This is a genomic window from Micromonospora sp. L31 (assembly GCF_052068075.1).
Lineage (GTDB): Bacteria > Actinomycetota > Actinomycetes > Mycobacteriales > Micromonosporaceae > Micromonospora > Micromonospora purpureochromogenes.
Map to the genome: position 1 here is coordinate 251,736 of NZ_JBQHDC010000001.1, position 26,079 is coordinate 277,814.

Genomic DNA, 26,079 nt, shown 5'->3' on the forward strand with positions numbered 1-26,079 from the left:
GGGTCCTAGGGAACGCCGGCGGTGTCCCGGACGACGGGGTGACCGGCGTCGGGCTGCTGGCCGATGTGCGGCTCGCCGGGCGCCGTCACGGCGGCGACCGACACCGCTGCCGCCAGAGCAACCGGCGGCATCCACCATCGATGGAGGCCCAGCCGCGCCAGTCGTTCGTAGGTCAGCCCGCCGTCCATGCGCACAGGCTAGGCCGACGATCCGTCTGATCGATCGTCGCCTTCCTGTGACGGCGATCTACGGGACCCGCCGACAATCGTCATCTGCGGCCACGAGCAAGCAGGGTGCGCCGTATTGGCTACCGCTTCTTGTCAAGATCGTGACACGTTGTCAATTGTTGCTGCGGCTGTTGACAGGAATTGAAAGAGAAATCCTCGGTCCGGTGTTCGACGACGGTCCGGTCACGCCTTCCGGTCGGTGCAGCAGCCATCGGCGCAGCCCGGGGAGTCGACGGTGGCGTCGACGGCAGGCAGGGGTGCGCAGTCGTCGCAGTGCTCACCCCGCCAGGCTTCGACGCCTTCCTTGACCGCGACGCCGGCGATGACGAGCGCGGCGATCGGGTCGGCCCACGACCAGCCCCAGGTGGCGTTGAGCACCAGGCCGACGAGCAGTACCCCGGAGAGGTAGGTGCAGAGCATGGTCTGTGTCGAGTCGGCCATGACCGTTGCCGAGCCGAGTTCCCGTCCGGTGCGGCGCTTGGCCGCCACGAGGAGCGGCATCACGAGCAGCGACGCCACGGCGAGGCCGATCCCCACCGGGCTGGCGTCGGCATCGCCGCCGGCCAGCAGCGAGCGGACGGCGTCGAAGGTCACCCAGGCGGCGAGGGCGAAGAACGACGCGCCGATGAGCCGCAGCGCCAGGCGTTCCCGAGCCTCGGGCACCCGGGAGCGGAACTGCCAGATCAGCACGGCCGCGCTGGACACCTCGACGAACGAGTCCAGGCCGAAGCCGATCAGCGCCGTCGACGAGGCGGCCGCGCCGGCGGCGATGGCGACCAGGCCCTCCAGCAGGTTGTAGCCGGCGGTGGCGTAGGCGAGCCAGAGGCTGCGCCGGGACAGCACCGCCCGACGCTCGGGGGTCAGCAGCGAGGCGCTCACGCCGGCACCTCCGCCGAGGGCTCGGTCGACGTCCCGTAGGTCGGGCACAGAGCGACCGCCTCGCCGGTCGCGGCGAGGACCTGTTCGGCCGAGCGCAGCAGGTCCAGGAGTTCCGGCCGCGTCAGGGCGTAGAACGACTGGCGGCCCTCGGCCCGATAGTCGATCAGCCCGCAGTCACGAAGACACGCCAGGTGCTTCGACACCGTCGACTGCGCCAACCTCAGCTCGCCGGTCAGATCCACCACCCGGGCCTCCCCGGTCGCGATCCGGCGCAGGATGGCCAGCCGGGTCGGGTCGCCGAGAGACCGGAACAACGCCACCGCGGGGGCCAGCCCGGGAGGGCAATCAATCGCCATGGCGGGATGATAGCCAGCTCCAGCGATCGATCTGCAATCCGGGCCAACAGGGACGGCCGGCTCTCAGGGGCGACCTTGACACCGCGTCAATGATGGCCGCATGAGCCCGAGTGACACGGACCCGCTGTTGGTGGCCGGCCGTCTCGTGATCGTGGTCGTCAGCCTCTTCGTGCTCGTACTCGGCGTGCGCGTCGCCCTGTCGCGACGGTTTCCCCGGGCCTGGCTTCGCTCCGGGCGTCCGACGAAGAGCCACCGATCCCAGCCCGTCCGCGTCGGCGGCGGCATGGCGCTGGTTGGGGCGAGTCTGCTGATCCAGCAGGCTCCGTTTCTGATCCCTACGTCTTTTGTGCTCGGCACCGCTCTGCTCGCGGTGGCGATGCTCCTTGCCGCCACCGCGGCGGGCTGGTTCGTCCTGCGGCGGGACTAGTCACCAACCGCCCGCTCCGGGGCAGTCGTGCGACAGCTCCGTGCGCCGCACAGCTCCCTGGTAGGGCCACCAACAGCAAAATCCCCACCGGCGCTTCCGCTGGCGGGGATCTCTGTAGTCGGCGAAAGGCTATGTGGTCAGGGGCAGGATCAGAGGCTCATCCCTTGCCACTCTCAACATATAGCGCACGGGGGGCCTTGCGGCAAGACCCGGGTCGTGCCACAGAATTGCCGGCCGAGGCCAGGACCTGCGGAAATCAGAGATTCGTGAAGATACGTGGGCGGTAGCAGCTGGCCGAAATGCAATGGGGGGTTTCATGTTTGACGTGATCGTTGCCGGCGGCGGACCGACGGGCTTGATGCTGGCCAGTGAATTGCGGCTGCACGGCGTGCACGCGCTCGTGTTGGAGAAGGAGTCGGAGCCGACCGCGTTCGTCCGCGCGCTCGGCCTGCACGTGCGCAGCATCGAGGTGATGGACCAGCGCGGTCTGCTGGAGCGGTTCCTCGCGTACGGCCAGCAGTACCCGGTCGGTGGTTTCTTCGCCGGCATCGACAAGCCCTCGCCCATCCGGCTGGACACCGCGCATCCCTACGTCCTGGGCATCCCGCAGACCATCACCGATCGCCTGCTGGCCGAGCGCGCCACCGAGCTCGGCGCCGAGATCCGGCGCGGCTGCGAGGTGGTCGGGCTGAGCCAGGACGACCACGGGGTGACCGCTGAGCTGGCCGACGGCACGCAGCTGCGCTCGCGCTACCTCGTCGGCTGCGACGGCGGCCGTAGCACGGTACGCAAGCTGCTCGGCGTCGGCTTCCCGGGCGAGCCCACGAGGGTCGAGACGCTGCTCGGCGAGATGGAGGTGACCGCCCCACCGGAGAAGCTGGCCGCCGTCGTGGCCGAAGTCCGCAAGACCCACAAGCGGTTCGGCGTCGCGCCCTTCGGGGAAGGGGTGCACCGCGTCATCGTGCCCGCCGAGGGGCTGGCCGAGGACCGCATGGTCCCGCCGACCATCGAGGAGTTCCGGCAACAGCTGCGGGTGTTCGCCGGTACCGACTTCGGCGTGCACTCACCGCGCTGGCTCTCCCGCTTCGGCGACGCCACCCGCCAGGCCGAGCGCTACCAGGTCGACCGGGTGCTGCTGGCCGGCGATGCGGCGCACATCCACCCGCCGGTCGGCGGGCAGGGGCTCAACCTCGGCATCCAGGATGCGTTCAACCTCGGCTGGAAACTGGCCGCCGAGATCAACGGCTGGGCGCCGGAAGGGCTGCTGGACAGCTACCACACCGAACGGCACCCGGTGGCCGCCGACGTGCTGGAGAACACCCGGGCGCAGATGCAGCTGCTGTCCCCCGAGCCGGGCCCCCAGGCAGTGCGCCGGCTGGTGTCGGAACTGATGGACTTCGAGAACGTGCACCGGTACCTGATCGAGAAGATCACTGCGATCGGAGTCCGCTACGACTTCGGCGACGGGCACGAACTGCTCGGCAGGCGGATGCGCGACATCGGCTTGAAGCGGGGCCGCCTCTACGAGCTGCTGCACGATGGTCGCGGACTGCTCCTCGACCGAACCGGCCGACTCTCGGTCACCGGGTGGGCCGACCGGATCGACCACGTCGTCGACGGCAGCGAGGAACTGGATGCGCCCGCCGTGCTGCTGCGGCCGGACGGTCACGTGGCCTGGGCCGGCGAAGACCAGGCGGACCTCCTCAGCCAGCTGCCGAGGTGGTTCGGCGCTGCCGCCAGCTGAGCGCGCAGCGATTTCGCACGGGCAACGACGATGCCTGCGGACACCTGTCCCGCCAGGCAACTGGGGCTTGAGCCGACCGTAATGCGGTGGCACGCATCCACCAAGGAAGTCACCAGCCGCAGCCACGGCTGTCTCGACTACGAGGACGAGGTGTAGGCACGGCTCGGACGCCAGGGACCGAGGCGGGATTGCCGCCTTCCGATCTCAGTCGAGGCACTGCCGGCGTCGATGTGACAACTCGGCATGGTGGTGTCCGCCGGGGTGGCAATGCGGATCCGTGTGCACGGTAGCGCTGGTCAGCCTGGGTACGGCATGCGCGAGTTGGTGTTCCGCGTCGGCGGCGATTTCGTGTGCGGCGACGAGGCTGAGGTGGGTGTCTACGACCAGCTCGGCTTCGGCGTGCAGTCGGTCACCGATCCAGCGGAGCCGAACCGCGGCCACGTCGCGGACGCCGTCTACGGCGCGGAGGGTGCTCTCGGCCTGGTCGACAATCTCAGGATCGACGGCGTCCATGAGCCTTCGGTACACCTCGCGGGCGGCGTCCTTGAGGACGAAGGCGATGGCGACGGCGATGACCAGGCCGACGACCGGGTCGGCCCGGTGCCAGCCGAGGGCCGTGCCGCCGGCGGCGAGGAGCACGGCGAGGGAGGTGTAGCCGTCGGTGCGGGCGTGCAGGCCGTCGGCGACCAGGGCGGCGGAGCCGATGCGACGGCCCACGCGGATGCGGTAGCGGGCGACGAGTTCGTTGCCGATGAAGCCGACGAGGCCGGCGGCGGCCACCCAGCGCAGGTGGGTCACCTCGGCCGGGTGCAGCAGCCGGGTGATGGCGGTCCAGGCAGCGGCGACGGCGGAGGCGGCGATGACCGCGACGATGATGATCCCGGCGATGTCCTCGGCCCGGCCGTAGCCGTAGGTGTAGGCGCGGGTGGCGGCGCGCCGGCCGAGGAGGAAGGCGATGCCCAGCGGCACGGCGGTCAGGGCGTCGGCGACGTTGTGCAGGGTGTCGCCGAGCAGGGCGACCGAGCCGGACAGCACAACGATGACCGCCTGGGCGATGGCCGTGATTCCGAGGCCGACCAGCGAGATCCACAGGGCACGTAGCCCTTCGCGGGAAGACTCCAGCGCGGGGTCGACCTTCGCGCGGGAGTCGTGCGAATGCGGAACCACGGCATGCGTCAGCCGATGCCACCAGGCGGCGAGCCGACCACCGTGATGGTGGCCGTGATCGTGCGAGTGGTCGTGACCGTGGTCCTGCTCGTGGTCGTGGTCGTTCACCGCGTCTCCCAACGTCCCGGGCGGCATGACAGTCGGTACCCCCGACGGCGGCGATAATATGTGCCCATGTACGCACGCGACAATGGTGCAGGTGCCAGTGACCTGCAACAACGCCTCCCTGCTGATGGCCACATAGAGGCGGCTACGGAGATGTTGCGGATGCTGGCCGACGGCACTCGGCTGCGGTTGATGTGGCTACTCGTCGGCGGCGAACACGACGTGACGGCGCTGGTAGCGGCGCTGGGGGTGGCGCGGCCGGCGGTGTCGCAGCATCTCGGCAAGCTGCGGTTGGCCGGGCTGGTCGTCGTGCGGCGTGACGGCCGGCGGGCCCTCTACTCCGCCCGAGGTGGGCATGTGCGGCGACTGGTGAACGAGGTCATGCAGGCGGCGTCTCACCGGGTGGGCGGCATCCCCGACCACGATTGACGTGCGAGGCGGGTGCGGCTACTCGCCGACCTTGGAACGGGGGTCGGCGAACCACTCGCGGGTGAACCCACGGACCGCGTCGACGTCGACCGCGTCGCAGGCGATGGTGCGGTATGCGTGCACGGCCTTGACCGCCTCGGCCTGGTCAGGGGCAGCGCCGCCGACGACCCGGCCGGCGGTGGAGTCGGTGACGAAGGCCCGCACCTGGGCGAGCTGCTCGGCTGGCAGGTCCGGCCGGTAGGTGACGATCACGTACCCGTCACCGATGACGTGCCCGAACGACGTGGCCCGCACGACCTCGCCCGGTTCGAAGAAGTCCTTGACCGGGTGCCCACCGCCGGCCGGGAACGTCTCCGTGCGGTTGCGCACCTCGCAGCTGTTCGCCGGATCGGCAGCGGCCTGCACCGGGCGCAGCGCGTCAGGGCCGGAGGTGATGGCCAGGACCGCTGCGGCGACGACACCGGCGGCGATCAGCGCACCGTGTGAGAGCCGGACATCCCGCAGGCGGGGCAGGTAGTGACGTAGCACGTCGCCGATCATGAGCATGGCCATGGCCGCGATGAGTTGGCCGATCTCGACGCCGAGGTTGACGGCCAGCACCCGAGGAATCAGCCCGTCCGAGGGCAGGCCCACGTCCTGCAACCGGGTGGCCGGGCCCAGGCCGTGGACGAGGCCGAAGGCGAACACAGCGGCGGCGAACCCGGTCCAGTTCTTCGGCCGGCCGCGCAGACCGACCACGCCGACGAACACCAGGCTCAGGGCAACCACGATGTCGACCAGGACCGGATTGACGTGCCAGTCGGCGACGGTGGCCCTACCGGCGTTTCCGCTGGTGGGGATATCTGTAGCCCGGCGAAAGGCTATGTGGGCAGGGGTCGAACCGCCGACCTTCTGATTTTCAGGCACGGGCATTTCGGCAGGTCAGGGAGCCGGCGGAGGCTGCCGTGCGAGCTGTCATGCGATTGCGGCCTTGACGCCCCTCCGATGATGGGCGCATGAGCCTGGATGGCGAGGACCCGGTCATGATCGCTTTGCGCCTGGTGGCCGTGGTCCTCGGTCTCGCCGCGGCTGCACTCGGCGTGCGTGTGGCCATGTCACGACGGTTTCCCGCAGCCTGGGTTCGGCTTGCACGCCTGACGGCGAGCCAGCAGTCCCAGCCCATGCGCATCGGCAGCGCCAGGCCATGATCGGTGCGGGCCTGGTGGTCCAACAGGCACCCTTCCTCATCTCCATGCCTTTTCCGGTTGGACGCGCCCTGTTCGCGGTGTCACTGCTGTTACTGGTGACGGCGGCGGGATCGTATGCGCTGCTGCGCCGCTAGCCGCGCATGGTGATGTGCCGGGGCAGTCGCGCGACATCCCCGTGCGCGGCCAGCTCCGACAGCGCTTTGGCGATCTCCCGGTCTCGGCCGTCGACGGCGTGCAGGTACCGGCGAGCCGCCGCCATGGACGAGTGCCCGAGTCGCTTCATCAAGTCAGCCAGGGTGGCGCCGGTCTGCGCGGCGATGCCCGGTGTGGCGCAGGTCGTGCGGTCACCAACGCCAACCGGCTGAGCAGGGCGATTCGGGACATCGGTTGACAGTGATCCACGGACTTCCAAACCGACGGTGCGGTGGCGGCGGCACCGCTACTAGAGAGCGTGCAGGTCATCGATGGTCAGCTTGATTGCGCCGGCCTCTTCCCAGACCGTTACCTGCAAGGTCATGTCGCTTCTGCCTTCCTCGCGAGACCAGAGGTCGACGTCGACCTTCCAGCAAGGGAGTAGGCCTCGGCGTGGTTCCACGCCTCGGGCGGCAGTGGGATGAACGTCGCCGGGTAATCGCGTGCCCAGACGCCCAAGTCGTGGTCCGGTCGCGAGTAGTCCCGCGCTAGGCCGTCGAAATCGCCGGCGGCGATCCGTTCGACCACCTGCTCGATGATGGGTCTGAACCGGGCCGGAAGATCCGCAGCAGTCACCGGTCGAGTATGAGAAGCGGGGACGACGGCTGTACAGCCATCCGTACCGCCAAGCCGGCCGACAGACCGGAGCGAGAAGCGGCGGCAGCCGACAAGCCGAGCAGGTCAGCCGCAGCAGCCGACGTTCGCCGACAAACCGCATGATCTTTGCAAGGCAGGGGTCGGCGACGCTTCCCCGGCCGGCCGGGATGACGAGTGGCCGTGCGATCTACGTGCGGCAAGGGGCGGCCAGCAGCGGGATTCCGCGGTCAACGAGGGGTCAGACCGGACAGACGGGCTGGCGGGGCGTAAAGCAGAGCGCCGACCCACGTTTCCGCTGGTCGGCGCTCTAGTAGCCCGGCGAAAGGCTATGTGGCCAGGGGCGGGGTCGAACCGCCGACCTTCCGATTTTCAGTCGGACGCTCGTACCAACTGAGCTACCTGGCCGTGGTGCTCGGTCCATGCTACCCGAAGGCGGGGTCTCCGCCGAAAGGGTCACATGCTCCGATACGCAGAACGCCGCGCAATGGTTCACGCGGCGTCGGCGCTGGCGGTCCTGACGGGACTTGAACCCGCGACCTCCGCCTTGACAGGGCGGCGAGCACTCCAACTGCTCCACAGGACCTGGCTGGTGTTGCATCCGGCGTGAGCCGGACCGTGCCCCCAACGGGATTCGAACCCGTGCTACCGCCTTGAAAGGGCGGCGTCCTGGGCCGCTAGACGATGAGGGCGGCCCCGCCATCATTGCACACTCGCAACTTCAAGCGGACTTGCTCCCATCCGGCCCCGCCGGAGGCATGAGAAGCATATGCCATGCCCCGTCAGTGGACCAAACCGGTATGGCAGCTGGCACATTCCCCGTCAAAACCGCAGGTCAGGGTGGGTGTCACCGGGGTGGGGCGATGCCGAAGCGCCGTTTCAGGTCGATGATCAGGTGCGGGCAGGCGGCCAGGGTCCGGCTGCGATCGCCCCCGCCGTCGTGCATCAGCACGATCGCGCCGGGGCGGGCGGCGCCGTGGACCCGCTTGGCGAGGGTGGCGGCGGTCGGCTTCGCCCAGTCCTGCGGGTCCACGCTCCAGTGCAGCGACCGCATGCCGAGCTGCCGGGCCACCGCCACCACCTCCGGCGTCCACCGGCCGCCCGGTTGGCGGTAGAACGGCACCTTGGCGCCCGGCACGGCGGCCTGGATGGCCAGGTTCGTCCGGGCCAGGTCGGCCCGGATCTCGGCCACCGGCCGTCGGCCCAGGTCGAAGTCGTGCCGCCAGCTGTGGTTGCAGAGCTGGTGACCCTCACGGACGATCCGGACGACCAGCTCCGGGTGCTCGCGTACCTCGGTGCCGACCAGGCAGAACGTCGCCTTGACCCGGGCGGCCCGCAACTGGTCGAGCACCTTCGGCGTCCAGGCCGGGTCAGGGCCGTCGTCGAAGGTCAGCGCGACGGCGCGTACCCCGGTGGCGCGCCGCAGGCCCGCGGGCAGCGTGGTGGGCTTCGGCCGCAGCCGGGGCTTGGGTTTCGTGGTCGGCTGCGGGGTTGCTGTTGGTGACGGGATGGTCGCCGGCGGCGGACTCGCCGCCGCCGTCGGGGCGGGTGCCGAGGCCTGCTGGGGGTCCCGTTGCGGTTCGCCGCAGCCGCCGGCGAGGAGCAGGACCAGGCCGAGGGCGGCCGCCAGGACGGGGCGTGCACGCATCGTCACTCCGAGGGGGGTCGGGTAGCGGTAGGCCCCGACGGTAGTGGACGACGCGCCGATCCGGCAGGGTCGGTCAGGCCCCGCCCGACTGATCCAGCGAGTCTCGGACGGCCAACGCCAGCGACACCGCCTCGGTCAGGTCGACCGGCCGGACCACTCCGGCGGGCAGTGTGTCGGCCTGCCAGCCGGGGCCGGCGGCGAGCACCAGCAGGGGGCGTCGAACCATCCCGAGCAGGGCGGACAGCTGCCGCGGGTCGGCGGTGGCGCGGGTGTGCGACCAGAGCACCACCGCGGCCGGTCCGGTCCGGTTCACCGCCTCGATCAGCGCCGCGAGCGGCACCCGGGCACCCAGCATGCGATACGCCACACCCGCCTCGGCGAGCGTTGCGGCCAACGCCTCCAACGGCAGGGTGTGCTGTTCCTCGTCGGCACAGGCGAGCAGGATCCGGGCCGGGCCGGCGGCCGGGCCGGGTCGGGCCACCGTGGCGAACGCCTCGGACACGCACCGGGACATCAGGTGTTCGACCTCGATCAGACCGGCGGTCGCGGCGTGCCGCTCTCCGATGCCGGCCAGCACCGGGCGCAGCAGGCCGTCCCAGGTGGCGACCACGCCGTCCCGGGCGAGGGCGTTGGCGATGGTCTCGCTGATCGCCGCCGAGTCCAGTCGCATGGCGGCCCGGGCCAAACCACGGGCGACCGGCCCGGCCCGGCCGACCGGGATCGTCTGCCCGCCGCCGTCCCGACCGGCTCCGGCGCGCAGCCGCACCTCGGCGGCGGGACCGACCCCGGGGCTCTGCTTCGCCCAGCGGGCCGCCTCGGCCGGGGTGATCCCCTCCGCGGTGAGCCGACGCATGATCTCCAGGCGCGCGAGGTCGGCCGACGTGTAGCGCCGGTGGTGACCCGGCACGTGCTGGCTGGGACCGAGGCCGTAGCGCTGGTGCCAGGTACGCAGCGTGGTGACCGCCACGCCCAGTCGGCGTGCGACGGCCCCCGCGCTCAGCGCCTCATCGGCCACCCGACCGCTCCGACGCGTCGTCCGCCGGAACGCCGGACGGGATGGTGGTGTCGGCGGGGCCGCCGGCGCGCAGCAGCCGGCTCACCACCCCGCCCAGCCAGGGCGCGTACGCGCGGGGGTCCGCGTCGATCTCGGCCATCAGCCGTACCGGGTCGACCCAGCGCAGCTCGGACACCTCGTCGGGGTCCGGCAGCACGGTGACGTCGGCCGGCACGTCGGCCCGCAGCACGTGGTCGTACTCGAACTCGACCCGGCCGGTGGCCGGGTCCTCGGCGTAGTAGAGGTAGACGCCGACCTCGGTCAGCGTGACCGGGGCGGTGCCCAGCTCCTCGGCCAGCCGGCGGTTGGCGGCCTCCACCAGCGACTCGGCCGGTCGGGGGTGGCCGCAGCAGGAGTTGGCCCAGCGCTGCGGGAACCGGGTCTTGATCGGGGCCCGCCGTTGCAGCAGCACCCGGCCGGCCGGGTCGACCAGCAGCACCGAGAAGGCGCGGTGCAGCCGCCCCGGCGCCTGGTGCGCCGCGGCCACGGTGGCCTCGCCGAGCACGTTGCCGCGGTCGTCGACCAGCTCGACCAGGTGCCCTTCCCGGGACGTCACCGGACCCGCCCCCCGTTCCGCGTGTGCATCGCGCCCGTCCTGCGTGTGCCGCGCCGCCGGGCCGCGCTCCGCGCGCTCACCGCCCGGCACCGGTGATCCGGTTGGCCGCCAGTTTCCCGGAGATCAGCACCATCGGTACGCCCACGCCGGGCTGGGTGCCGGAGCCGGTGAACACGACGTTGGGCAGCTGCCGGTGCAGGTTCGACGGGCGGAACGGGCCGGTCTGGAAGAGGCTGTGCGCGGCGGCGAACGGCGTACCGGCGGCCATGCCCTGCTCCTCCCACTCGGCGGGGGTGATCGTACGCAGCACCTCGATGCCGGCGCCGAAGCCCACGTACCCGCGCTCCTCCAGCGTCGCCACGAGTTGGTCGGCGTAGCGCCGGCTCAGGTCGCCGCGCCAGTCGAACGGGCCCCGTTCGAGGTTGGGAACCGGCGCCAGCACGTAGTAGGTGTGCCGCCCGGCCGGGGCCACCGCCGGATCGGTCCGGCTGGGGTTGGTGACCAGCAGCGACGGGTCGGTCATCAGCTCACCGCGCCGGATGACCTCGTCGAAGGTGCCCTTCCACTTCCGTCCGAAGTGGATGTTGTGGTGGGCGATCTTCTCATACCCCTGGGTCGAGCCGACGTGCAGCACGACGCAGGACGGCGAGTAGGTCAACTTCCGTTGGCGGGCCGCGGGCAGCAGGTCACGGTAGGCGACTGGCAGGTCCGGGTTGAGCACCACCACGTCGGCCGGGATCAGCTCGCCGTCGGCGGTGAGCACGCCGGTGGCCCGGCCGTTGGCGGTCTCCACCCGGGTCACCGTGGTGCCGTAACGGAACTGCACGCCGTGCTTCTCGGCGGCGCCGGCCATGCCCCGGGAGACCGCGTGGATGCCGCCGCGCGGGAAGTAGACCCCGGCCACCGAGTCGAGGTACGCGATGACGCTGTAGATGGCCAGCGCGTCGTGCGGCGCGAGGCCCGCGTACATCGCCTGGAAGGAGAAGATGCGCTGGGTACGCGGGTCCCGGAAGAATTGGTTGATCTTCGTCTGGAGTCGCCGGAACGCGCCGTTGGCCAGCAGCTTCACCAGGTTGGCGGTGAGCAGGTCGGTCGGGGCGTCCAGGTTGCGGTCGATGAAGTCGGTCCGCTCCCAGTGCCACAGGTTGCGCGCGTAGTCCACGAAGCGCAGGTAGCCGTCGGCCTCGCGGGGGCCGCACACCCGGGCGATCTCGGCGGCCATCCGGGTGGTGTCGGTGATGACGTCCAGCGTCGAGCCGTCGGGGTAGTAGGCCCGGTAGGCGGGGTCGACCGGGGTGAGGTCCAGCCAGTCGTCGAGCTCCTCGCCGACCGCGCCCAGTGCCTCGGCGATCAGGTCGGGCATGGTGAGCACGGTGGGGCCGGTGTCGAACTCGTACCCCTCGACGGCCAGCCGGCCAGCCCGGCCGCCCGGCACCGGCTCGCGCTCCACCACGGTCACCTGCCGGCCGCTGCCGGCCAGGTGCAGCGCGCACGCCAGCCCGCCAAGGCCCGCGCCGACGACCACCACCCGGTCGGTACGCCCGTTCACGGTCCGCACGTGACCACCTCCTTCGCAAGGTCGCTCATCATGCCCGCCGCCTGGTCGCGGCGGTGGCGAGGCCGGTCAGCGCGGTGCGCGCGGTCTCGTCGATCGACGCGGTGTGCAGCGCGGTCAGCGCCTCGGACACCCGGTCGGAGATCATCCGCTCCACCCGGGACACCGCCCCGGTGTCGGCGACCAGTTCGGCGAGCCGGGCCACGTCCCGGGCGCCGGTGACCCGGCCGGCCCGCTCCAGCGCCCGCCGCTGGCCGGGGGTGGCCAGTTGGCGGGCCAGCAATAGCAGCGCGGTCGGCTTGCCGGTACGCAGGTCGTCGCCGGCCGGCTTGCCGGTGGTCGCCGGTTCGCCGTAGACGCCGAGCAGGTCGTCGCAGAGCTGGAACGCCTCCCCGACGGCCAGGCCGTAGCGGGTGTACGCGGCGATCAGTGGCGCGTCGGCGGCGACACCGGCCAGGCAGGCGCCGAAGAGCAGCGGGCGCTGGACGGTGTAGCTGGCGGTCTTGTAGCGGGCCACCCGCAGCGCCCGGTCCACCGACCAGTTCGCCGGATCGTGTTCGCCCAGCACGTCGAGGTACTGCCCGGCGATCGTCTCGATCCGCATCTGGTCGTAGCAGCGCCGCACCTCGAACAGCCGGGCCGGCGCCACGGTGGCATGGCTGAGCAGCCGATCGGCCCAGACCAGGCAGAGGTCGCCGACGAGCACGGCCACCGCCTCGCCGAACCGGGCCGGGTCGCCGGCGTACCCGGCGGCGACGTGCCGGGCGGCGGCGGCCCGGTGCGCGGTGGGCCGGCCGCGCCGGGTGTCGGAGCCGTCCATCACGTCGTCGTGCACCAGCGCGAAGGTGTGCAGCAGCTCCAGGGCGGCGAACGCCGGCAGCACCGTCGGCAGCGGTTCCGCGCCGCCGACCACCCCGCGCCAGCCCCAGTACGCGAAGGTCGGCCGGACCCGCTTGCCGCCGGCCAGCACGCAGTCGCGCGCGGTGGCCGCGAAGCCGCCCATCGCCGCGTCGATCTCGGTGAGTGAGCCGACCTCGGCGGCCAGGAACGCCGCCAGGGTGTCGTCCACCCCCTTGATCAGCTCTTTCGTGAACGCGGCCAGTACGCCGCGGACCGGATCGTCCGTCGCTCCCGGCTGTGCCGGCGCGACGCGGAGCGCATTACCCGCGACTGCGTCGTTGGCCATGGGAGCGAGCGTACCCTAGGGTTACGAGTTGCGTCGATTGCTGCGTCGAATTCGAGGAGGGCCGGTGGACACCGATCTCACCGCTGCCTATGCCCGCTGCCAGGAGCTGCACCGACGGCATGGTCGCACCTACTATCTCGCCACCCGGCTGCTCCCCGCGTGGAAACGACGTCATGTGCACGCCCTGTATGGATTCACGCGCCACGCCGACGAGATCGTCGACCGCACCGAGGAGCTGCCGCCCGCCGAGCGCGCCGCCCGGCTGGACGAGTGGTCGTCGGAGTTCGTCGCCGGCCTGCACGGTGAGCCGGTCGACGACCCGCTGCTCCCGGCCGTGCTGCACACCATCGCCGTTTTCGATCTCGACCGCGCCGACTTCGCGTCGTTTCTGCGCAGCATGGCGATGGACCTGACCGTGCTGTCGTACCCGACCTACGACGACCTGCTCGACTACATGGAGGGCTCGGCGGCGGTCATCGGCACCATGATGCTGCCGATCCTCGGCAGCTCCGACCCGGCGGCGGCCCGCGAGCCGGCCCGCCAGCTCGGCTTCGCCTTCCAGCTCACCAACTTCATCCGGGACGTCGCCGAGGACCTCGACCGGGGCCGCACCTACCTGCCCGACGAGGACCTGGCCAAGTTCGGCGTCACCCGCGACGACCTGCTCGCCGCGAAGGAACAGGCCCGCAGCACACCGAGGATCCGGGACCTGATCGAGTACGAGGTGAGCCGCGCCCAGGCGCACTACGCGGCCGCCGCACCGGGCATCACCCTGCTCAACCCCGCCTCGCAGGCGTGCATGCGGACCGCGTACGCGCTCTACGGCGGGATCCTCGACGAGGTCGCCGCGCAGGGCTACGACGTGTTCGTCCGCCGGGCGCTGGTGCCACAGCACCGCCGGCTGGCGGTGGCCGCCCGGGCCCTGCTCACCCCGACCGGCAGCCCGGTCGCCGTACCCGGGCCGAGCCTGGTCTCGCAGTGAGTACGCCGACCGCGGTGAGCGCTGTTCACCCGCGACCTGCGGGTGCACGACCACCCGGCGCTCGCCACCGCCTGCGCGGCGTTCGACCGGGTGGTGCCGCTGTACGTGCTCGACCCGGCGCTGGCCGACAGGTCGCCGAACCGCACCCGGTTCCTGCATCAGTGCCTGGCCGAGCTGCGCGAGGAACTGCGCCGGCGCGGCGGTGACCTGGTGGTGCGCCGGGGCGACCCGGTGGCCGAGACGATCCGGCTGGCCCGGGAGGTGGGCGCCGAGGGGATCGGACGGCGGGTACGTCCGGCGGTGGGTTCCCGAACTGGCGTCGGTGGCGGGGAAGGCGGTGCACCAGCCGTGGCGGCTCCCCGACGACGTACGCCGGAAGCTGGACTATCCGCCGCCGCTGGAGGTGCCCGGCGCCGACCCGGTCTGGATGCGCTGACCCATGCGCGGGCGGCGACTCGCCATGGTGCGCGCCCACGGGGGTTGCCCCACCCGCGACGGCCACCGAGAGCATGTACTGGCCGTGAGAGTGTCGCTTCCATCGGAGCACCTGCTCAGACGCTTTGCTCTGCTGCCTCCCCGGCAACAGCAACCCTCGGTAACGGTCCCTGACCCCCGCCGCCAGGGTGGCCCTGAGTGGATGCGCTGCTCAGTGCAGGTGTCGCCGTGGCGGCAGCAGAGCAAAGCGTCCGAGTGGCAATGCGGGGGAATCCTGGGCTGTCACGGTGGGTGATGCTTGGTGCTCGTGACGCAGGGTCATGCTGCCGCCGAGGTCAGAGGCAGGAGTGCAGCACCTCGACCAGTTCGTCCACCCGGTCGTGGTCGGCCAGGTGGGCCGTGGCGTAGGCGAAGACGTAGCCCCGCTCGGGGTCGGCCCAGGCGCTGCTGCCGCCGATCCCGCCCATGCCCCAGCTCCCGTCCGGCTCGCGCTGCATCCCCAGCGTCCAGCAGGCCCGGCGATCGAGCACCAGGTCGGGGCCGTCGTACTGGACCCGGGTGGCCTCGGCGACCAGTTCGGTGCTGAACAGGCGTACCCCGTCGAGGGTGCCGTCGGCGGCGAGGCCCGCGTAGAGCCGGGCCAGCGCGGACGCCGTGGCGTGCAGGTTGACCGCCGGGACCAGCGCGCCCCGCCAGAGCGGGCTGTTGACCACCGCCAGGTCGAGGCCGCCGGGTGGGTTGCTCAGCGCCCGGGCCCGCAGCGACCCCGGCTCACCCAGCATCCGCACCGGCCAGGCCGGATCGCCGTACGACAGGTCCACGCACCGCCGCTGGTCCGCCGCCCCGAGTCCGAAGCCCAGGTCGAGGCGCCACGGATCGGCAATCTCCTCGGCCAGGAACCGCCCCACCGACCGCCCGTCGACCCGACGGACCAGCTCGCCCACCAGGTGCCCGTACGTCCAGGCGTGCTCGCCCGCGACGCTGCCCGGCTCCCACTCCGGGTCGGCGGCGGCCAGGTCGGCGCAGAGCAGCTCCCAGTCGGCGACCGCCTCGGCCGGCCGGGCCACCGGGAAGGTCGGCAGGCCGGCGGTGTGGTTCAGCACCTGGCGGACCGTGGCGGGGGCGTGGAACCCGGGCCAGTGGGTCGCCACCGGGTCGTCCAGGTCGAGCCGACCCCGGTCGACGAGCAGCAGCAGGCAGAGCGCCGCGACGGGCTTGCCGACCGAGTAGACGTTCACCAGCGTGTCCGGCCGCCACGCCCCGCGGCTGTCGGCACCCAGGTCGACCACCGGGTGGCCGTCGTACCAGATGGTCAGGCCGGCGCCGGTCTCCCGGCCGGTGGCCAGCAGATCCTGGAAGCAGTCGCCGACGGGGGCGAAGCGATCGGGCATGCGGCCACCGTAGGCGGTAGGAATGATTACGGGCGCGGGAATTCTGGTGCGGTCGCTGGCCGGCGTCCGGTGGCTGGGGAATGCTGACGGCATGGCGGAGCCGGAAGTGGTGGACGTGGTCGTGGTCGGGTTGGGCGTCGGCGGCGAGGAGGTGGCCGGGCGGCTCGCCGAGGCCGGCCTGAGCGTCGTCGGCATCGAACGGGACCTGGTCGGCGGGGAGTGCCCGTACTGGGGGTGCATCCCCAGCAAGATGATGATCAGGGCGGCGAACGCGCTCGCCGAGGCGCGGCGGGTCAACGAGCTGGCCGGTTCGGCCCAGGTCCAGCCGGACTGGGCGCCGGTGGCCAAGCGGATCCGCGAGGAGGCCACCGACACCTGGGACGACACGGTGGCGGTCGACCGGTTCACCGGCAAGGGTGGGCGGTTCCTGCGCGGCAGCGCCCGGCTCGACGGCCCCGGCCGGGTACGCGTCGGCGACCAGGTCATCCAGGCCCGGCACGGGATCGTGTTCGGCACCGGCACCCGGCCGTCCGTGCCGCCGATCGAAGGGCTGGCCGACACGCCGTACTGGACGAACCACCAGGCGATCGAGGTCGAGGAGCTGCCCGAATCGCTGCTCGTGCTCGGCGGGGGCGCGATCGGGCTGGAGCTGGCGCAGGTGTTCGCCCGGTTCGGCGTACGGGTGACGGTGGTCGAGGCGGCGGACCGGGTGCTCGCGGTCGAGGAGCCCGAGTCCTCCGAGGTGGCCGAGAAGGCGCTGCGCGCGGACGGGGTGGAGATCCGCACCGGCGTCAAGGCGGACCGGGTCAGCCACGACGGTGGCACCTTCACCGTGCACGCCGGCGACGACGCGTTCCACGCGGAGCGGTTGCTGGTGGTCACCGGGCGTCGCGCGCACCTGGAGGAGCTGGGCCTGGACACGATCGGCGTGGACCCCGGGCAGCGCTACCTGCCGGTCGACGGGCAGATGCGGGTGACCGACGGTGTCTGGGCGGTCGGTGACGTCACCGGCGAGGGGGCCTTCACCCACATCGCGATGTACCAGGCGGCGATCGTCATCGCCGACGTGCTGGACCGCACCCGACACGCCGACGGTGGCCCCGACCCGAGCGGGACGGCCAGCGTGGTGGGCGGTGCGATGGGCGCGGCCAGCGCGGTCGGCGGCGCGATGACCGCGACCGGCCCGAGCGGTGCCGCCGGTACCCTGCCCCGCGCCGACTATCGGGCGCTGCCCCGGGTCACCTTCACCGATCCGGAGGTCGGTGCGGTCGGCCTCACCGAGCACCAGGCCCGCCAGCGCGGCATCAACGTGCAGGTCGGCATCGCCCAGCTGTCGTCGTCCGCCCGGGGTTGGATCCACAAGGCCGGCAACGACGGCTTCATCAAGCTCGTCGCCGACGCCGACCAGGGCGTGCTGGTCGGCGCGACCTCCGTCGGCCCGGCCGGCGGCGAGGTGCTGTCGGCGCTGGTGGTGGCGGTGCACGCGGCGGTGCCGTTGAGCCACCTCCGACACATGATCTACGCGTACCCGACGTTCCACCGGGCGATCGAGGACGCCCTGCGCGACCTCAGCTGACGGCGCCGTGGCGGCCGGCGCCGGCGGCGAACCGGGCCGCGCCGGCTGCCGCGTCCGTGTCCAGCGACCGCATGCCGTACGCCAGCTCGGTGGCGAGCGCCTCCGGCTCGGTCAGGCCGGCGGTGGCGAGCACCGACGCGCGGTCGTTGCGCAGGCAGGTCTGCGGGTGGCGGGCGATCTCGGCGGCCAACCGCTCGGCCTCCGCCCGCGCCTCACCCGGCGCGACCAACCGGTTGACCAACCCCATCGCGTACGCCTCCTCGGCGGGCACCGGGCGACCGGTGAGGATCAGGTCCATCGCCCGGCTCTCCCCGATCAACCTCGGCAGCCGGACCGTCCCGCCGTCGATCAGCGGTACGCCCCAGCGCCGGCAGAACACCCCGAGCACCGCGTCGGACTCGGCGACCCGCAGGTCGCACCAGAGCGCCAGCTCCAGGCCGCCGGCCACGGCGTACCCGGAGATCGCGGCGACGACCGGCTTGGACAGCGGCATCCGGGTCGGACCCATCGGGCCGTCGCCGTCCGGCTCGACCCGGTTGCCGCTGGGCGTGCCGATCACCTTGAGGTCGGCGCCGGAGCAGAACGTGCCGCCGGCGCCCCAGAGCACCGCGACCCGGGCCTCCGGGTCGGCCTCGAAGGCGCGGAACGCGTCGGCGAGCGCCCGCGCGGTGGGACCGTCGACGGCGTTGCGCGACGCCGCCCGGTCGAGGATCACCGTGGTCACCGGTCCGTCGTGCGTGACGTGTACGGCCATCGGCACAGCATGCCGCCCGGCGGCGCCGGCACGCCAGGGCGTGCCGGCGCCCGATGGGCCACTAGTATCGCGACGGCAACGATCATGCGAGGTGCCCCGCGTGCGCGGGGAGAATCGGGAAGCCGGTGCAAATCCGGCACGGGCCCGCCGCGGTGACCGGGGAGCCACCGTCCACGCGCGAGAGCGCAGCCACTGGCCGTACGGCTGGGAAGGCGGGCGGCCAGGCGTCGATCCGGGAGTCCGAAGACCGGCCTCGCGTCGACCGCCCACCCGTCCGGGGTGGGCCTTGCGCAGCGGGAGCCTGCCGTGGACCTCTACACCGCCATCCACCGTCGCCGGGACGTCCGGGCCCAGTTCACCGGGGCGCCGGTGCCGGACGACACCCTGCACCGCGTCCTCGACGCCGCGCACGCCGCGCCCAGCGTCGGCTACTCACAGCCGTGGGACTTCGTCCTGGTCCGGGACGCCGGGCTGCGCCGCCGCTTCCACGAGCACGTCCGGACGGAACGGGACACCTTCGCGGCCACCCTCTCCGACGAGGCGGCAGCACGGTTCGCCCGCATCAAGATCGACGGTGTGTTGGAGTCGAGCCTGTCGATCGTGGTGACCTACGACCCGTCGCGGGGCGGCCCGGCCGTGCTGGGCCGGCACGCCATCGCCGACGCCGGCCTCTACTCGGTCTGCCTGGCCATCCAGAACCTCTGGCTGGCCGCCACCGCCGAGGGCCTCGGCGTCGGCTGGGTCTCCTTCTACCGGGAGCCGTTCCTGGCTGACCTGCTGGGCATTCCCGCCGGCATCCGGCCGGTGGCCTGGCTCTGCGTCGGGCCGGTGACGCACCTGGAACAGGTGCCCGACCTGGCCCGGCACGGCTGGCGGCAGAAGCGCCCGCTGGCCGAGGCCCTGCACACCGACCGGTGGACAGGCAGTCGCTGACCCGTCGCGAACTGTGTGAAGAGTTGTGGTCGTCCCAGCGACGACAACTCTTCACGCCACGCTGACCGTGGGCAGGCCGAGCCAGGCCGCCAGCGCCGCCAACTCGGCGTCCACCGCCGCGGTGACGGCGGGGTCGAACGGGACGTCCTGGTGGATGGCGTGCACCCGCAGGATGCCGGCCCGGTGGTCGGCCGTGGCGTCCACCTTGCCGACGAGTCGGTCGTGGTGCAGCACGGGCAGTGCGAAGTAGCCCCAGCGGCGCTTCGCCTTCGGCAGGTACATCTCCAGGACGTACTCGAAGTCGAAGAGCTCCCGGGTCCGCTTCCGGTCGTGGACCAGCCGGTCGAACGGCGACAGCAGCGCGGTACGGCCGGCGAACGGCTGACCGACGGCCGCCGGGTCGACCCGCCACCCGCCGGCGGTGCCCTCGACCTGCGCCGGTTCACCGGCCTCCCCGACGACCGACGCCCGGGCGATGCCCAGCGAACGCAACCGCCGCTCGTCGCGCGTCCGCCGGGCCTCGTCCGCCGGGACGGCCGCCGTGCCGGCCGGGTAGACCCGCTCGGCCAGATCCCACCGGCGTTGCCGACCGACCCGGTCGGAGACGGCGATCTCGCCCCGGGCGGCGAGGATCTCCAGCAGTTGGGTGACGTTGCGGTTGTTCGTCCAGCCGGTCGACGGCCACGGCACCACGCTGCGGTCCGGCACGTCCCGGGAGAGCAGCGGGCCGGAGTCGCGCAGCAGGTCGAGCACGAACCGGTGGAACGTGGCGTTCGCCGCCAGCCAGGCGTGCTTGCGCGAGCCCTCCGGCGGCCACGCCGCCATCTCGGCGAGGTGCAGCCCGAGGTCCGCCGTCGGCCGCACCATGGCCTGGTGCTCGAACATGGTGCGGTCCCGCTCCACCGCCTGTCGCAGGTGGTCCGGCCGGTACCCGGCGCCCAGCCGCGTCCACGCGACGAGGTCGGCGCTGGGCGCCACGGCGGCCGTCGGATCCAGTTGCAGGAACGTCAACCTGTTGACCACGGTCAGCAGGTCCGGCGGGCGGTGCGCGTCCAGCAGTTGGGCGCGCACCGCGATCCGCCGGGCGTCGACCCGATCGAGCCGGTGGACAGGCATGAGCCGAGGCTATGCGCCCTCAGAAGTCGTCGTCCAGGCTGACCTCACCGCCGACGGCCACCTGGTACGCGGACACCCGCCGCTCGAAGAAGTTGGTCAGCTCCTGCACGTCCTGCAACTCCATGAACGGGAACGGGTTCGTCGACCCGTACGCGGGCGGCAGGCCGAGCCGGGCGAGCCGGGCGTCCGCCACGTACTCCAGGTAGCGACGCATGTCGGCGGTGTTCATGCCCGGCAGGCCGTCCCCGCAGAGGTCCCGGGCGAAGGCCAGCTCGGCCGTCACCGCCTCGTCCAGCATGGTCCGCACCTCATCCGCCATCGCCTCGTCGAACAGCGACGGCTCCTCGGCGCGGACGGTGTCGACCACCGAGAAGGCGAACTCCATGTGCATCGACTCGTCGCGGAACACCCAGTTGGTGCCGGTGGCCAGCCCCGAGAGCAGCCCACGCGAGCGCAGCCAGTAGACGTAGGCGAAGGCGCCGTAGAAGAACAGCCCCTCCACGCAGGCCGCGAAGCAGATCAGGTTGAGCAGGAACGCCCGCCGCTCCGCCCGGCTCTCCAGCCGGTGCAGGCCGCCGATCGAGTCGATCCAGCGGAAGCAGAACTCCGCCTTGTCGCGGATCGACGGGATGTGCTCGACCGCCGCGAACGCCTTCGCCCGCTCGTCGTGGTCGGGCAGGTAGGTGTCGAGCAGGGTCAGGTAGAACTGGACGTGCACCGCCTCCTCGTAGAGCTGGCGGGAGAGGTAGAGGCGGGCCTCGGGCGCGTTGACGTGCTGGTAGAGGTTGAGCACCAGGTTGTTCGCCACGATCGAGTCGCCGGTGGCGAAGAACGCCACCAGGCGGTGGACCAGGTGCCGCTCGCCGGCGGAGAGCGTCACCAGATCGGGTACGTCGGAGGCCAGGTCCACCTCCTCCACCGTCCAGGTGTTGCGGATGGCGGCCCGGAACCGCTCGTAGAAGTCCGGGTAGCGCATCGGGCGCAGGGTCAGGTCCATGCCGGGGTCGAGCAGCATCGTCACTGGCAGGCCTCGCAGATCTCGGGGTTCTCCAGCGAGCAGGCGACCGCGTCGCTCTCGCCGACGGACAGGGTGAGCAGGGCCGGCGCCGCCGGTCGCGGCGAGGGCACGGGTGCGGCCGCCGGCGCGGCGGCGACCGTGGTCTGCGCGATCCGGGTCGCCGGACGGGACCGCAGGTAGTAGGTGGTCTTCAGGCCGGCCCGCCAGGCGTACGCGTACATCGAGGAGAGCCGGCCGATGGTCGGGCTGGCCTGGAACAGGTTGAGCGACTGCGACTGGTCCACGTACGGGGCGCGGGCGGCGGCCAGGTCGATCAGCGCCTTCTGCGGCAGCTCCCAGGCGGTGCGGTGCAGCGCCTTCAGCTCCGCCGGCAGGTCCAGCTCCTGCACCGAGCCGTCCGCCCGCTTGATCGCGTCCCGGGTCTGCGGGGTCCACCGGCCCAGCCGCTTCAGGTCGGCGACCAGGTGCCGGTTGACCTGGAGGAACTCCCCGGAGAGGGTCTCCCGCTTGAAGACGTTGGAGACCAGCGGCTCGACGCACTCGGCGCAGCCGGCGATCGAGGCGATGGTGGCCGTCGGCGCGATCGCCACCAGCAGCGAGTTGCGCAGCCCGTGCCGGGCCACCCTCTCCCGCAGCGCCGCCCACGCCTCCGGCCGGGTGGGCCGGGCGTCCGGCCAGTGGTCCGGGTGCAGCACCCCGCCGGCTGCCCGGGTCAGCGGGTACGCCGGGTGCGCGCCCTGCTCCGCCGCCAGGTCGGCGGAGGCGTCGTACGCGGCCAGGGCGATCTCCTCGGCGATCCGGGTGGACAGGGCCAGCGCCTCCGGCGAGTCGAACGGCAGTCGCAGCGCGGCGAAGACGTCGGCCAGCCCCATCACGCCCAGCCCCAGCGGCCGCCACCGCCGGTGCGCGGTGGCCGCCTGCTCGGTGGGGAACCAGTTCCGGTCGATCGCCCGGTCCAGCGCCCCGACCGCCAGCCGGACCGTCGTGGCGAGCTTGGCGAAGTCCACGCCACCGTCGACCAGGTGGGCGGCCAGGTTGACCGAGCCGAGCGTGCAGACGGCCGTCTCGTCGTCGCTGGTCACCTCCAGGATCTCGGTGCAGAGGTTGGAATGGTGCACCACACCCCCGCCCGCGCCGACCTGGTTGCAGGTGCGGTTCGCCGCGTCCTTGAACGTCATCCAGCCGTTGCCGGTCTGCGCCAGGGTGCGCATCATCCGGCCGTACAGGGTGCGGGCCGGCAGCGTTCGCACCGCCTTGCCGGCCGCCTCCGCCGCCCGGTAGGCGGCGTCGAACTCCGCGCCCCACAGGTCGACCAGCTCCGGCACCTCCTTCGGGTCGAAGAGCGACCAGTCGGCGTCCGCCTCGACGCGGCGCATGAACTCGTCCGGCACCCAGTTGGCCAGGTTCAGGTTGTGCGTACGCCGGGCCTCGTCGCCGGTGTTGTCCTTCAGTTCCAGGAACTCCTCGATGTCGGCGTGCCAGGTGTCCAGGTAGACGCAGGCCGCGCCCTTGCGCCGGCCGCCCTGGTTGACCGCCGCGACGCTGGCGTCGAGGGTGCGCAGCCAGGGCACGATGCCGTTGGAGCGGCCGTTGGTGCCCCGGATCAGCGACCCCCGCGAGCGCACCCGGGACCACGAGATGCCGATTCCACCGGCGAACTTGGACAGCCTCGCCACCTGCGTGTAGCGGTCGTAGATCGAGTCCAGCTCATCGCGGGGCGAGTCGACCAGGAAGCAGGAGGAGAGCTGCTGGTGCCGGGCGCCGGCGTTGAACAGCGTCGGCGAGCTGGGCAGGTAGGCCAGCCGGGACATCAGCCGGTACAGCTCGCCGGCCTGCTCGACGGTGTCGGACAGGCCGGTGGCGACCCGCAGCCAGAAGTGCTGCGGCCGTTCGAGCACCGCCCGGCTGCGCGGGTGGCGCAGCAGGTAGCGGTCGTGCAGGGTGCGCAGTCCGAAGTACTCGAAGGCGTCGTCGCCGGCGTGGTCGACCAGGGCGTCGAGGGCGGCGGCGTGCGTCGCGACGAAGCCGGCGAAGCCCGGGTCCAGCAGGCCCTCGGCGTACGCGGCGGAAACGCTGTCGCTGAAGCTGTCGATGCCCTGGCCGGTGGTCTCGTCGGCGATCCGCCCGGCGAGCAGGCGGGCGGCCAGCCGGGCGTACCCGGGCTCCTCGGCGGTGAGCCCGGCCGCCGCCGCGATGGCCAGCCGGGTCAGCTCGTCGGTGTCCGCGCCGGCGGTGCGACCCGACTCGACCAGGGCGAGGATCCGCTCCGGGTCGGTGTCGGGCAGGTCGTGGTGGTGCTGGTGCAGGAGGTCCCGCAGTGCCCCGACCGGGGGTGGGGCGATGGTGGATGACGCCGTCACGTGCTCTCCTGGGTGGTCGGTGTGGACCGCGGGAGGGCACGACGGCACGCCGGATCGCCACCGGTCGGTGTGCCGGCGGTGCTCCGTACGGCTCGACGGCCCTCCCACGAGGCCCCGAGGTGGTCCGCGTGCCCGGTGGGCACGCCCTGCTGGCAGGTCTTCGGACTCGCGGGCAGACGCGTCCGGCGCGTTCGCCTACTGGCCGTCGCTTCCCGGGCCCCGTCGGGCCCAGTGCTCGTGACGGCGGTCGTTCTCGCTCACCGCTGCGGGGCAGTCCCGGATTCGCACCGGGTTCCCTGTTCGGCGCGACGCCTGGCGGACGTCGACGCCTGGCGGACCCTTGGGGGGTAGCACCAGCAGTAAAAGTGATCCTAGATGTAGTGGGTCGCAAAAAGCCAACACACCATATGCTGTGGGCGTGTCGCATCGGCGGAGAAATATGCGCCGCGTACAACCTGGACGGTGCCCGACCCCGTCAGCGGGGTGAATGTTCACGGACGGGGTGGGTGGATGCGGGCGGACCTGGAACAGGAGTACGTCGAGTACGTCACGTCGCGGCTGCCGGCGCTGCGCCGGATCGCCTGCCACCTGACCGGGGACGCGCACCGTGGCGACGATCTCGTCCAGACCGCCGTCACCCGGCTCTACGTCGGCTGGCGGCGGGCCCGCGAGGCGGACAACGTCGACGCGTACGTGCGTACCGTGCTGGTCCGGGTCTTCCTCGACGAGAAGCGCCGGCTCTGGTCCCGGGTCCGCCTGGTCGACACGACACCCGAGCCGGCGCCCGCCCCGACTGGCGACGCGGTGGAGGACCGGGAGCTGCTGCACGCCGCGCTCGCCCAGGTGCCGCCCCGGCAGCGGGCCGTGCTGGTGCTGCGCGCGCGCCGTCGCCCGGCGGATCGCCCTCGAACTCCGCTACGCCGTGGATTGGCCCCTCCGGCTGCCGGTGCGCTTCGCCACGCCCCCGGCCGGCCTGAAGCCGATGGCGTACCTGATGAGCAGGAGGGCGAACGACCGCTGGGACGTGGAGCTGTCCTACGGCGCGGTCATCGGCGATCCCACCTCCCGCATCAACGGCCACCCCGCCCGCCGCACGTCCTCCCTGGACGGCGGCGCGAGCCTCCAGGTCTACGGAGTCCAGGGTCTGTACGTGGAAATGACCGCGCACGACAAGGCCACCCTGCGCAAGCTCGGCGGCAACCTGGACGGCCTCTTCCGCAGCGCCACCTTCCACCCGGAGGCCCACGACTGGCGCTGATTTCGGCCGGGCGGCGGAATTCGTCCCCGCCGCCCGGTTTGCGACCGCATCTGCCGGGAAGTCGGGGAACGTGCGAGCGCTGATGAACAAGATCGAGCAGAACGCCGCGCTGGACCCGGTCGGCGATCGACTCCAGCGGGCCGTCCAGTCGACCCTGCGCGGGCAGCGGGTCCGTGACCTGCTGCACGGCGTCTGGCTGGGCCATCCGCTGCACCCGGCGATGGTGCAGGTGCCGGTGGGCGCGTGGATCAGCGCCGCCGTGCTGGACCTGCTGCCCGGTCAGCGCCGGGCCGCGACCACCCTGGTCGGGCTGGGTACGGTGAGCGCCCTCCCGGCCGCCGTCGCCGGGCTGAACGACTGGGCCGCCCTGGCCCGGGACCAGCGCCGGGTCGGGCTGGTGCACGCCGCCTCCAACTCCGTCGCGCTGGTGTTCTACGCCAGTTCGCTCGCCGCCCGGATGCGCGGCCGGCACGGCATGGGGCGGGTGCTGGCGTACCTGGGGCTGAGCGCGGCCAGCACCGGGGCGTACATCGGCGGGCACCTGGCGTACAAGCAGGGTGCGCAGGTGAACCAGAGCATCTCCGAGCTGCACCGGATGACCGACGAATGGAAGGCCATCGCCGACCTGGCCACGCTGCCGCAGCGCGAGCTGATCACCCGCGAGGTCGACGACGTCTCGGTGATCCTCTACCGGCACGGCGACGACGTCACCGTGATGCTGGAACGCTGCCCGCACCAGAGCGGCCCGCTCGGCGAGGGCGAGGTGCAGGAGATCGAGGGCCACGCCTGCGTGGTCTGCCCCTGGCACGGCTCCACGTTCCGGCTCAACGGCGGCGAGGTCGTGCACGGCCCCGCCGCGAACGACCAGCAGCTCCTGCCGACCCGGGTGGTCGACGGAATCCTCCAGACCAAGCTGCCCTGACCTCCCACCGGGCACCTGGCCGGACCGC

28 protein-coding genes, 3 tRNA genes, 2 pseudogenes and 2 riboswitches are annotated in these 26,079 nt (G+C 72.2%); of the genes and pseudogenes, 12 read left to right on the plus strand and 21 right to left on the minus strand.

Translation table 11 applies throughout. The features are described 5' to 3' along the window. Nucleotides 1-5: 5 nt before the first annotated feature. The 3 genes from ACTMS9_RS01240 to ACTMS9_RS01250 form a co-directional block, all read right to left on the minus strand. A complete protein-coding gene (locus ACTMS9_RS01240) occupies nucleotides 6-188 on the minus strand; it encodes a hypothetical protein (RefSeq protein WP_441143333.1) in 183 nt (60 codons plus the stop codon). A gap of 222 nt (nucleotides 189-410) precedes the next feature. Next, nucleotides 411-1,106 (minus strand): cation diffusion facilitator family transporter, encoded by a 696-nt coding sequence (locus ACTMS9_RS01245; RefSeq protein ID WP_441163910.1) that lies wholly within the window; start codon nucleotides 1,104-1,106, stop codon nucleotides 411-413. Beyond that, the gene (locus ACTMS9_RS01250) at nucleotides 1,103-1,462 is read right to left on the minus strand and encodes an ArsR/SmtB family transcription factor (protein ID WP_441143329.1); all 360 of its coding nucleotides are present in this window, start codon (nucleotides 1,460-1,462) and stop codon (nucleotides 1,103-1,105) included. Before ACTMS9_RS01250 ends, ACTMS9_RS01245 begins: the two co-directional genes overlap by 4 nt. A 100-nt stretch (nucleotides 1,463-1,562) precedes the next feature. On the opposite strand from ACTMS9_RS01250, the gene ACTMS9_RS01255 reads away from it, so the two are divergent. Both ACTMS9_RS01255 and rox read left to right on the plus strand, forming a co-directional pair. Next, entirely contained in the window at nucleotides 1,563-1,889 is a 327-nt protein-coding gene (locus ACTMS9_RS01255) for a hypothetical protein (RefSeq protein WP_441143327.1), read from the plus strand. A 316-nt stretch (nucleotides 1,890-2,205) separates the two neighbouring features. After that, nucleotides 2,206-3,633 (plus strand): rifampin monooxygenase, encoded by a 1,428-nt coding sequence (gene rox / locus ACTMS9_RS01260; protein ID WP_441163911.1) that lies wholly within the window; start codon nucleotides 2,206-2,208, stop codon nucleotides 3,631-3,633. A 204-nt stretch (nucleotides 3,634-3,837) separates the two neighbouring features. Here the strand turns inward: rox and ACTMS9_RS01265 are convergent, their stop codons facing one another. Beyond that, on the minus strand, nucleotides 3,838-4,908 hold the full coding sequence (locus ACTMS9_RS01265; protein WP_441163912.1) for a cation diffusion facilitator family transporter: 1,071 nt from the start codon (nucleotides 4,906-4,908) through the stop codon (nucleotides 3,838-3,840). Between the two features lie 66 nt (nucleotides 4,909-4,974). Here ACTMS9_RS01265 and ACTMS9_RS01270 point away from each other — a divergent pair, with 66 nt between their 5' ends. Next, nucleotides 4,975-5,334: an ArsR/SmtB family transcription factor gene (locus ACTMS9_RS01270; protein WP_441163913.1), complete on the plus strand. Its 360-nt coding sequence runs from the start codon at nucleotides 4,975-4,977 to the stop codon at nucleotides 5,332-5,334. 18 nt (nucleotides 5,335-5,352) lie between these two features. On the opposite strand, the gene ACTMS9_RS01275 is transcribed toward ACTMS9_RS01270, so the two are convergent. Further along, complete coding sequence (locus ACTMS9_RS01275) at nucleotides 5,353-6,246, minus strand: HupE/UreJ family protein (protein WP_441163914.1); 894 nt, start codon at nucleotides 6,244-6,246, stop codon at nucleotides 5,353-5,355. Nucleotides 6,247-6,329: 83 nt separating this feature from the next. Between ACTMS9_RS01275 and ACTMS9_RS01280 the strand changes: the two genes are divergently transcribed. Next, nucleotides 6,330-6,521, plus strand: a complete 192-nt coding sequence (locus tag ACTMS9_RS01280) for a hypothetical protein (RefSeq protein ID WP_441163915.1) — start codon at nucleotides 6,330-6,332, stop codon at nucleotides 6,519-6,521. 130 nt (nucleotides 6,522-6,651) lie between these two features. Here ACTMS9_RS01280 and ACTMS9_RS01285 read toward each other — a convergent pair whose 3' ends face one another. The 11 genes from ACTMS9_RS01285 to ACTMS9_RS01335 form a co-directional block, all read right to left on the minus strand. Further along, nucleotides 6,652-6,807 (minus strand): hypothetical protein, encoded by a 156-nt coding sequence (locus tag ACTMS9_RS01285; protein ID WP_406039088.1) that lies wholly within the window; start codon nucleotides 6,805-6,807, stop codon nucleotides 6,652-6,654. Between the two features lie 156 nt (nucleotides 6,808-6,963). Continuing rightward, nucleotides 6,964-7,038: a hypothetical protein gene (locus ACTMS9_RS01290; RefSeq protein ID WP_441164417.1), complete on the minus strand. Its 75-nt coding sequence runs from the start codon at nucleotides 7,036-7,038 to the stop codon at nucleotides 6,964-6,966. Beyond that, nucleotides 7,035-7,289 (minus strand): hypothetical protein, encoded by a 255-nt coding sequence (locus tag ACTMS9_RS01295; protein ID WP_441164443.1) that lies wholly within the window; start codon nucleotides 7,287-7,289, stop codon nucleotides 7,035-7,037. Before ACTMS9_RS01295 ends, ACTMS9_RS01290 begins: the two co-directional genes overlap by 4 nt. A gap of 352 nt (nucleotides 7,290-7,641) precedes the next feature. Then, a tRNA-Phe gene (locus tag ACTMS9_RS01300) sits at nucleotides 7,642-7,715 on the minus strand. 101 nt (nucleotides 7,716-7,816) lie between these two features. Then, a tRNA-Asp gene (locus ACTMS9_RS01305) sits at nucleotides 7,817-7,893 on the minus strand. Between the two features lie 33 nt (nucleotides 7,894-7,926). After that, a tRNA-Glu gene (locus ACTMS9_RS01310) sits at nucleotides 7,927-7,999 on the minus strand. 155 nt (nucleotides 8,000-8,154) lie between these two features. Beyond that, entirely contained in the window at nucleotides 8,155-8,955 is an 801-nt protein-coding gene (locus tag ACTMS9_RS01315) for a polysaccharide deacetylase family protein (RefSeq protein WP_441143290.1), read from the minus strand. 73 nt (nucleotides 8,956-9,028) lie between these two features. Further along, nucleotides 9,029-9,970, minus strand: coding sequence for a MerR family transcriptional regulator (locus ACTMS9_RS01320; protein WP_441143288.1), 942 nt, complete (start codon nucleotides 9,968-9,970; stop codon nucleotides 9,029-9,031). After that, complete coding sequence (gene idi / locus ACTMS9_RS01325; RefSeq protein WP_441163916.1) at nucleotides 9,960-10,565, minus strand: isopentenyl-diphosphate Delta-isomerase; 606 nt, start codon at nucleotides 10,563-10,565, stop codon at nucleotides 9,960-9,962. Before idi ends, ACTMS9_RS01320 begins: the two co-directional genes overlap by 11 nt. 76 nt (nucleotides 10,566-10,641) lie before the next feature. Beyond that, entirely contained in the window at nucleotides 10,642-12,123 is a 1,482-nt protein-coding gene (crtI, locus tag ACTMS9_RS01330; protein WP_441143284.1) for a phytoene desaturase family protein, read from the minus strand. Between the two features lie 28 nt (nucleotides 12,124-12,151). Next, complete coding sequence (locus tag ACTMS9_RS01335; RefSeq protein ID WP_441163917.1) at nucleotides 12,152-13,306, minus strand: polyprenyl synthetase family protein; 1,155 nt, start codon at nucleotides 13,304-13,306, stop codon at nucleotides 12,152-12,154. 64 nt (nucleotides 13,307-13,370) lie between these two features. Here ACTMS9_RS01335 and ACTMS9_RS01340 point away from each other — a divergent pair, with 64 nt between their 5' ends. From ACTMS9_RS01340 to ACTMS9_RS01350, 3 genes and pseudogenes are all read left to right on the plus strand, one after another. Beyond that, nucleotides 13,371-14,288, plus strand: a complete 918-nt coding sequence (locus tag ACTMS9_RS01340; protein ID WP_441163918.1) for a phytoene/squalene synthase family protein — start codon at nucleotides 13,371-13,373, stop codon at nucleotides 14,286-14,288. A 21-nt stretch (nucleotides 14,289-14,309) separates the two neighbouring features. Continuing rightward, a pseudogene (locus tag ACTMS9_RS01345) lies at nucleotides 14,310-14,570 on the plus strand (deoxyribodipyrimidine photo-lyase); the annotation flags it as partial. A gap of 40 nt (nucleotides 14,571-14,610) precedes the next feature. Next, nucleotides 14,611-14,724, plus strand: coding sequence for a hypothetical protein (locus tag ACTMS9_RS01350; protein WP_441143278.1), 114 nt, complete (start codon nucleotides 14,611-14,613; stop codon nucleotides 14,722-14,724). Nucleotides 14,725-15,058: 334 nt separating this feature from the next. On the opposite strand, the gene ACTMS9_RS01355 is transcribed toward ACTMS9_RS01350, so the two are convergent. Further along, the gene (locus ACTMS9_RS01355; RefSeq protein WP_441143276.1) at nucleotides 15,059-16,114 is read right to left on the minus strand and encodes a serine hydrolase domain-containing protein; all 1,056 of its coding nucleotides are present in this window, start codon (nucleotides 16,112-16,114) and stop codon (nucleotides 15,059-15,061) included. A 91-nt stretch (nucleotides 16,115-16,205) separates the two neighbouring features. Here ACTMS9_RS01355 and ACTMS9_RS01360 point away from each other — a divergent pair, with 91 nt between their 5' ends. Next, nucleotides 16,206-17,690, plus strand: a complete 1,485-nt coding sequence (locus ACTMS9_RS01360) for a dihydrolipoyl dehydrogenase family protein (protein WP_441143274.1) — start codon at nucleotides 16,206-16,208, stop codon at nucleotides 17,688-17,690. On the opposite strand, the gene ACTMS9_RS01365 is transcribed toward ACTMS9_RS01360, so the two are convergent. Next, the gene (locus ACTMS9_RS01365) at nucleotides 17,683-18,444 is read right to left on the minus strand and encodes a crotonase/enoyl-CoA hydratase family protein (protein ID WP_441163919.1); all 762 of its coding nucleotides are present in this window, start codon (nucleotides 18,442-18,444) and stop codon (nucleotides 17,683-17,685) included. The two genes, ACTMS9_RS01360 and ACTMS9_RS01365, sit on opposite strands and share 8 nt — an antisense overlap. Before the next feature lie 72 nt (nucleotides 18,445-18,516). Next, a riboswitch (cobalamin riboswitch) is annotated at nucleotides 18,517-18,714 on the plus strand. Between the two features lie 36 nt (nucleotides 18,715-18,750). Here ACTMS9_RS01365 and bluB point away from each other — a divergent pair. Further along, complete coding sequence (gene bluB / locus ACTMS9_RS01370; RefSeq protein ID WP_441163920.1) at nucleotides 18,751-19,377, plus strand: 5,6-dimethylbenzimidazole synthase; 627 nt, start codon at nucleotides 18,751-18,753, stop codon at nucleotides 19,375-19,377. Nucleotides 19,378-19,428: 51 nt separating this feature from the next. On the opposite strand, the gene ACTMS9_RS01375 is transcribed toward bluB, so the two are convergent. From ACTMS9_RS01375 to ACTMS9_RS01385, 3 genes are read right to left on the minus strand one after another with little or no spacing between them, the layout of a single operon-like run. After that, a complete protein-coding gene (locus ACTMS9_RS01375; RefSeq protein ID WP_441163921.1) occupies nucleotides 19,429-20,493 on the minus strand; it encodes a DNA glycosylase AlkZ-like family protein in 1,065 nt (354 codons plus the stop codon). A 19-nt stretch (nucleotides 20,494-20,512) separates the two neighbouring features. Then, nucleotides 20,513-21,508: a ribonucleotide-diphosphate reductase subunit beta gene (locus ACTMS9_RS01380; protein WP_441164418.1), complete on the minus strand. Its 996-nt coding sequence runs from the start codon at nucleotides 21,506-21,508 to the stop codon at nucleotides 20,513-20,515. Nucleotides 21,509-21,510: 2 nt separating this feature from the next. Beyond that, the gene (locus tag ACTMS9_RS01385; RefSeq protein ID WP_441164419.1) at nucleotides 21,511-23,853 is read right to left on the minus strand and encodes a ribonucleoside-diphosphate reductase subunit alpha; all 2,343 of its coding nucleotides are present in this window, start codon (nucleotides 23,851-23,853) and stop codon (nucleotides 21,511-21,513) included. Nucleotides 23,854-24,005: 152 nt separating this feature from the next. Further along, nucleotides 24,006-24,241: riboswitch (cobalamin riboswitch) on the minus strand. Nucleotides 24,242-24,381: 140 nt separating this feature from the next. On the opposite strand from ACTMS9_RS01385, the pseudogene ACTMS9_RS01390 reads away from it, so the two are divergent. From ACTMS9_RS01390 to ACTMS9_RS01400, 3 genes and pseudogenes are all read left to right on the plus strand, one after another. Beyond that, nucleotides 24,382-24,606: pseudogene (locus ACTMS9_RS01390) on the plus strand (sigma factor); the annotation flags it as partial. A 187-nt stretch (nucleotides 24,607-24,793) separates the two neighbouring features. Next, nucleotides 24,794-25,129, plus strand: coding sequence for a hypothetical protein (locus ACTMS9_RS01395; protein ID WP_441164444.1), 336 nt, complete (start codon nucleotides 24,794-24,796; stop codon nucleotides 25,127-25,129). Nucleotides 25,130-25,211: 82 nt separating this feature from the next. Further along, entirely contained in the window at nucleotides 25,212-26,051 is an 840-nt protein-coding gene (locus tag ACTMS9_RS01400; protein WP_441163922.1) for a Rieske 2Fe-2S domain-containing protein, read from the plus strand. The last annotated feature ends 28 nt before the right edge of the window (nucleotides 26,052-26,079 follow it).

Coding starts and splice junctions, on each gene's coding strand:
- ACTMS9_RS01240 (WP_441143333.1), bottom strand. CDS start 188: ATGGACGGCGGGCTGACCTACGAACGACTGGCGCGGCTGGGCCTCCAT.
- ACTMS9_RS01250 (WP_441143329.1), bottom strand. CDS start 1,462: ATGGCGATTGATTGCCCTCCCGGGCTGGCCCCCGCGGTGGCGTTGTTC.
- ACTMS9_RS01255 (WP_441143327.1), top strand. CDS start 1,563: ATGAGCCCGAGTGACACGGACCCGCTGTTGGTGGCCGGCCGTCTCGTG.
- rox (WP_441163911.1), top strand. CDS start 2,206: ATGTTTGACGTGATCGTTGCCGGCGGCGGACCGACGGGCTTGATGCTG.
- ACTMS9_RS01270 (WP_441163913.1), top strand. CDS start 4,975: ATGTACGCACGCGACAATGGTGCAGGTGCCAGTGACCTGCAACAACGC.
- ACTMS9_RS01275 (WP_441163914.1), bottom strand. CDS start 6,246: ATGCCCGTGCCTGAAAATCAGAAGGTCGGCGGTTCGACCCCTGCCCAC.
- ACTMS9_RS01280 (WP_441163915.1), top strand. CDS start 6,330: ATGAGCCTGGATGGCGAGGACCCGGTCATGATCGCTTTGCGCCTGGTG.
- ACTMS9_RS01315 (WP_441143290.1), bottom strand. CDS start 8,955: ATGCGTGCACGCCCCGTCCTGGCGGCCGCCCTCGGCCTGGTCCTGCTC.
- ACTMS9_RS01335 (WP_441163917.1), bottom strand. CDS start 13,306: ATGGCCAACGACGCAGTCGCGGGTAATGCGCTCCGCGTCGCGCCGGCA.
- ACTMS9_RS01355 (WP_441143276.1), bottom strand. CDS start 16,114: ATGCCCGATCGCTTCGCCCCCGTCGGCGACTGCTTCCAGGATCTGCTG.
- ACTMS9_RS01360 (WP_441143274.1), top strand. CDS start 16,206: ATGGCGGAGCCGGAAGTGGTGGACGTGGTCGTGGTCGGGTTGGGCGTC.
- ACTMS9_RS01365 (WP_441163919.1), bottom strand. CDS start 18,444: ATGGCCGTACACGTCACGCACGACGGACCGGTGACCACGGTGATCCTC.
- ACTMS9_RS01375 (WP_441163921.1), bottom strand. CDS start 20,493: ATGCCTGTCCACCGGCTCGATCGGGTCGACGCCCGGCGGATCGCGGTG.
- ACTMS9_RS01380 (WP_441164418.1), bottom strand. CDS start 21,508: ATGCTGCTCGACCCCGGCATGGACCTGACCCTGCGCCCGATGCGCTAC.
- ACTMS9_RS01400 (WP_441163922.1), top strand. CDS start 25,212: ATGAACAAGATCGAGCAGAACGCCGCGCTGGACCCGGTCGGCGATCGA.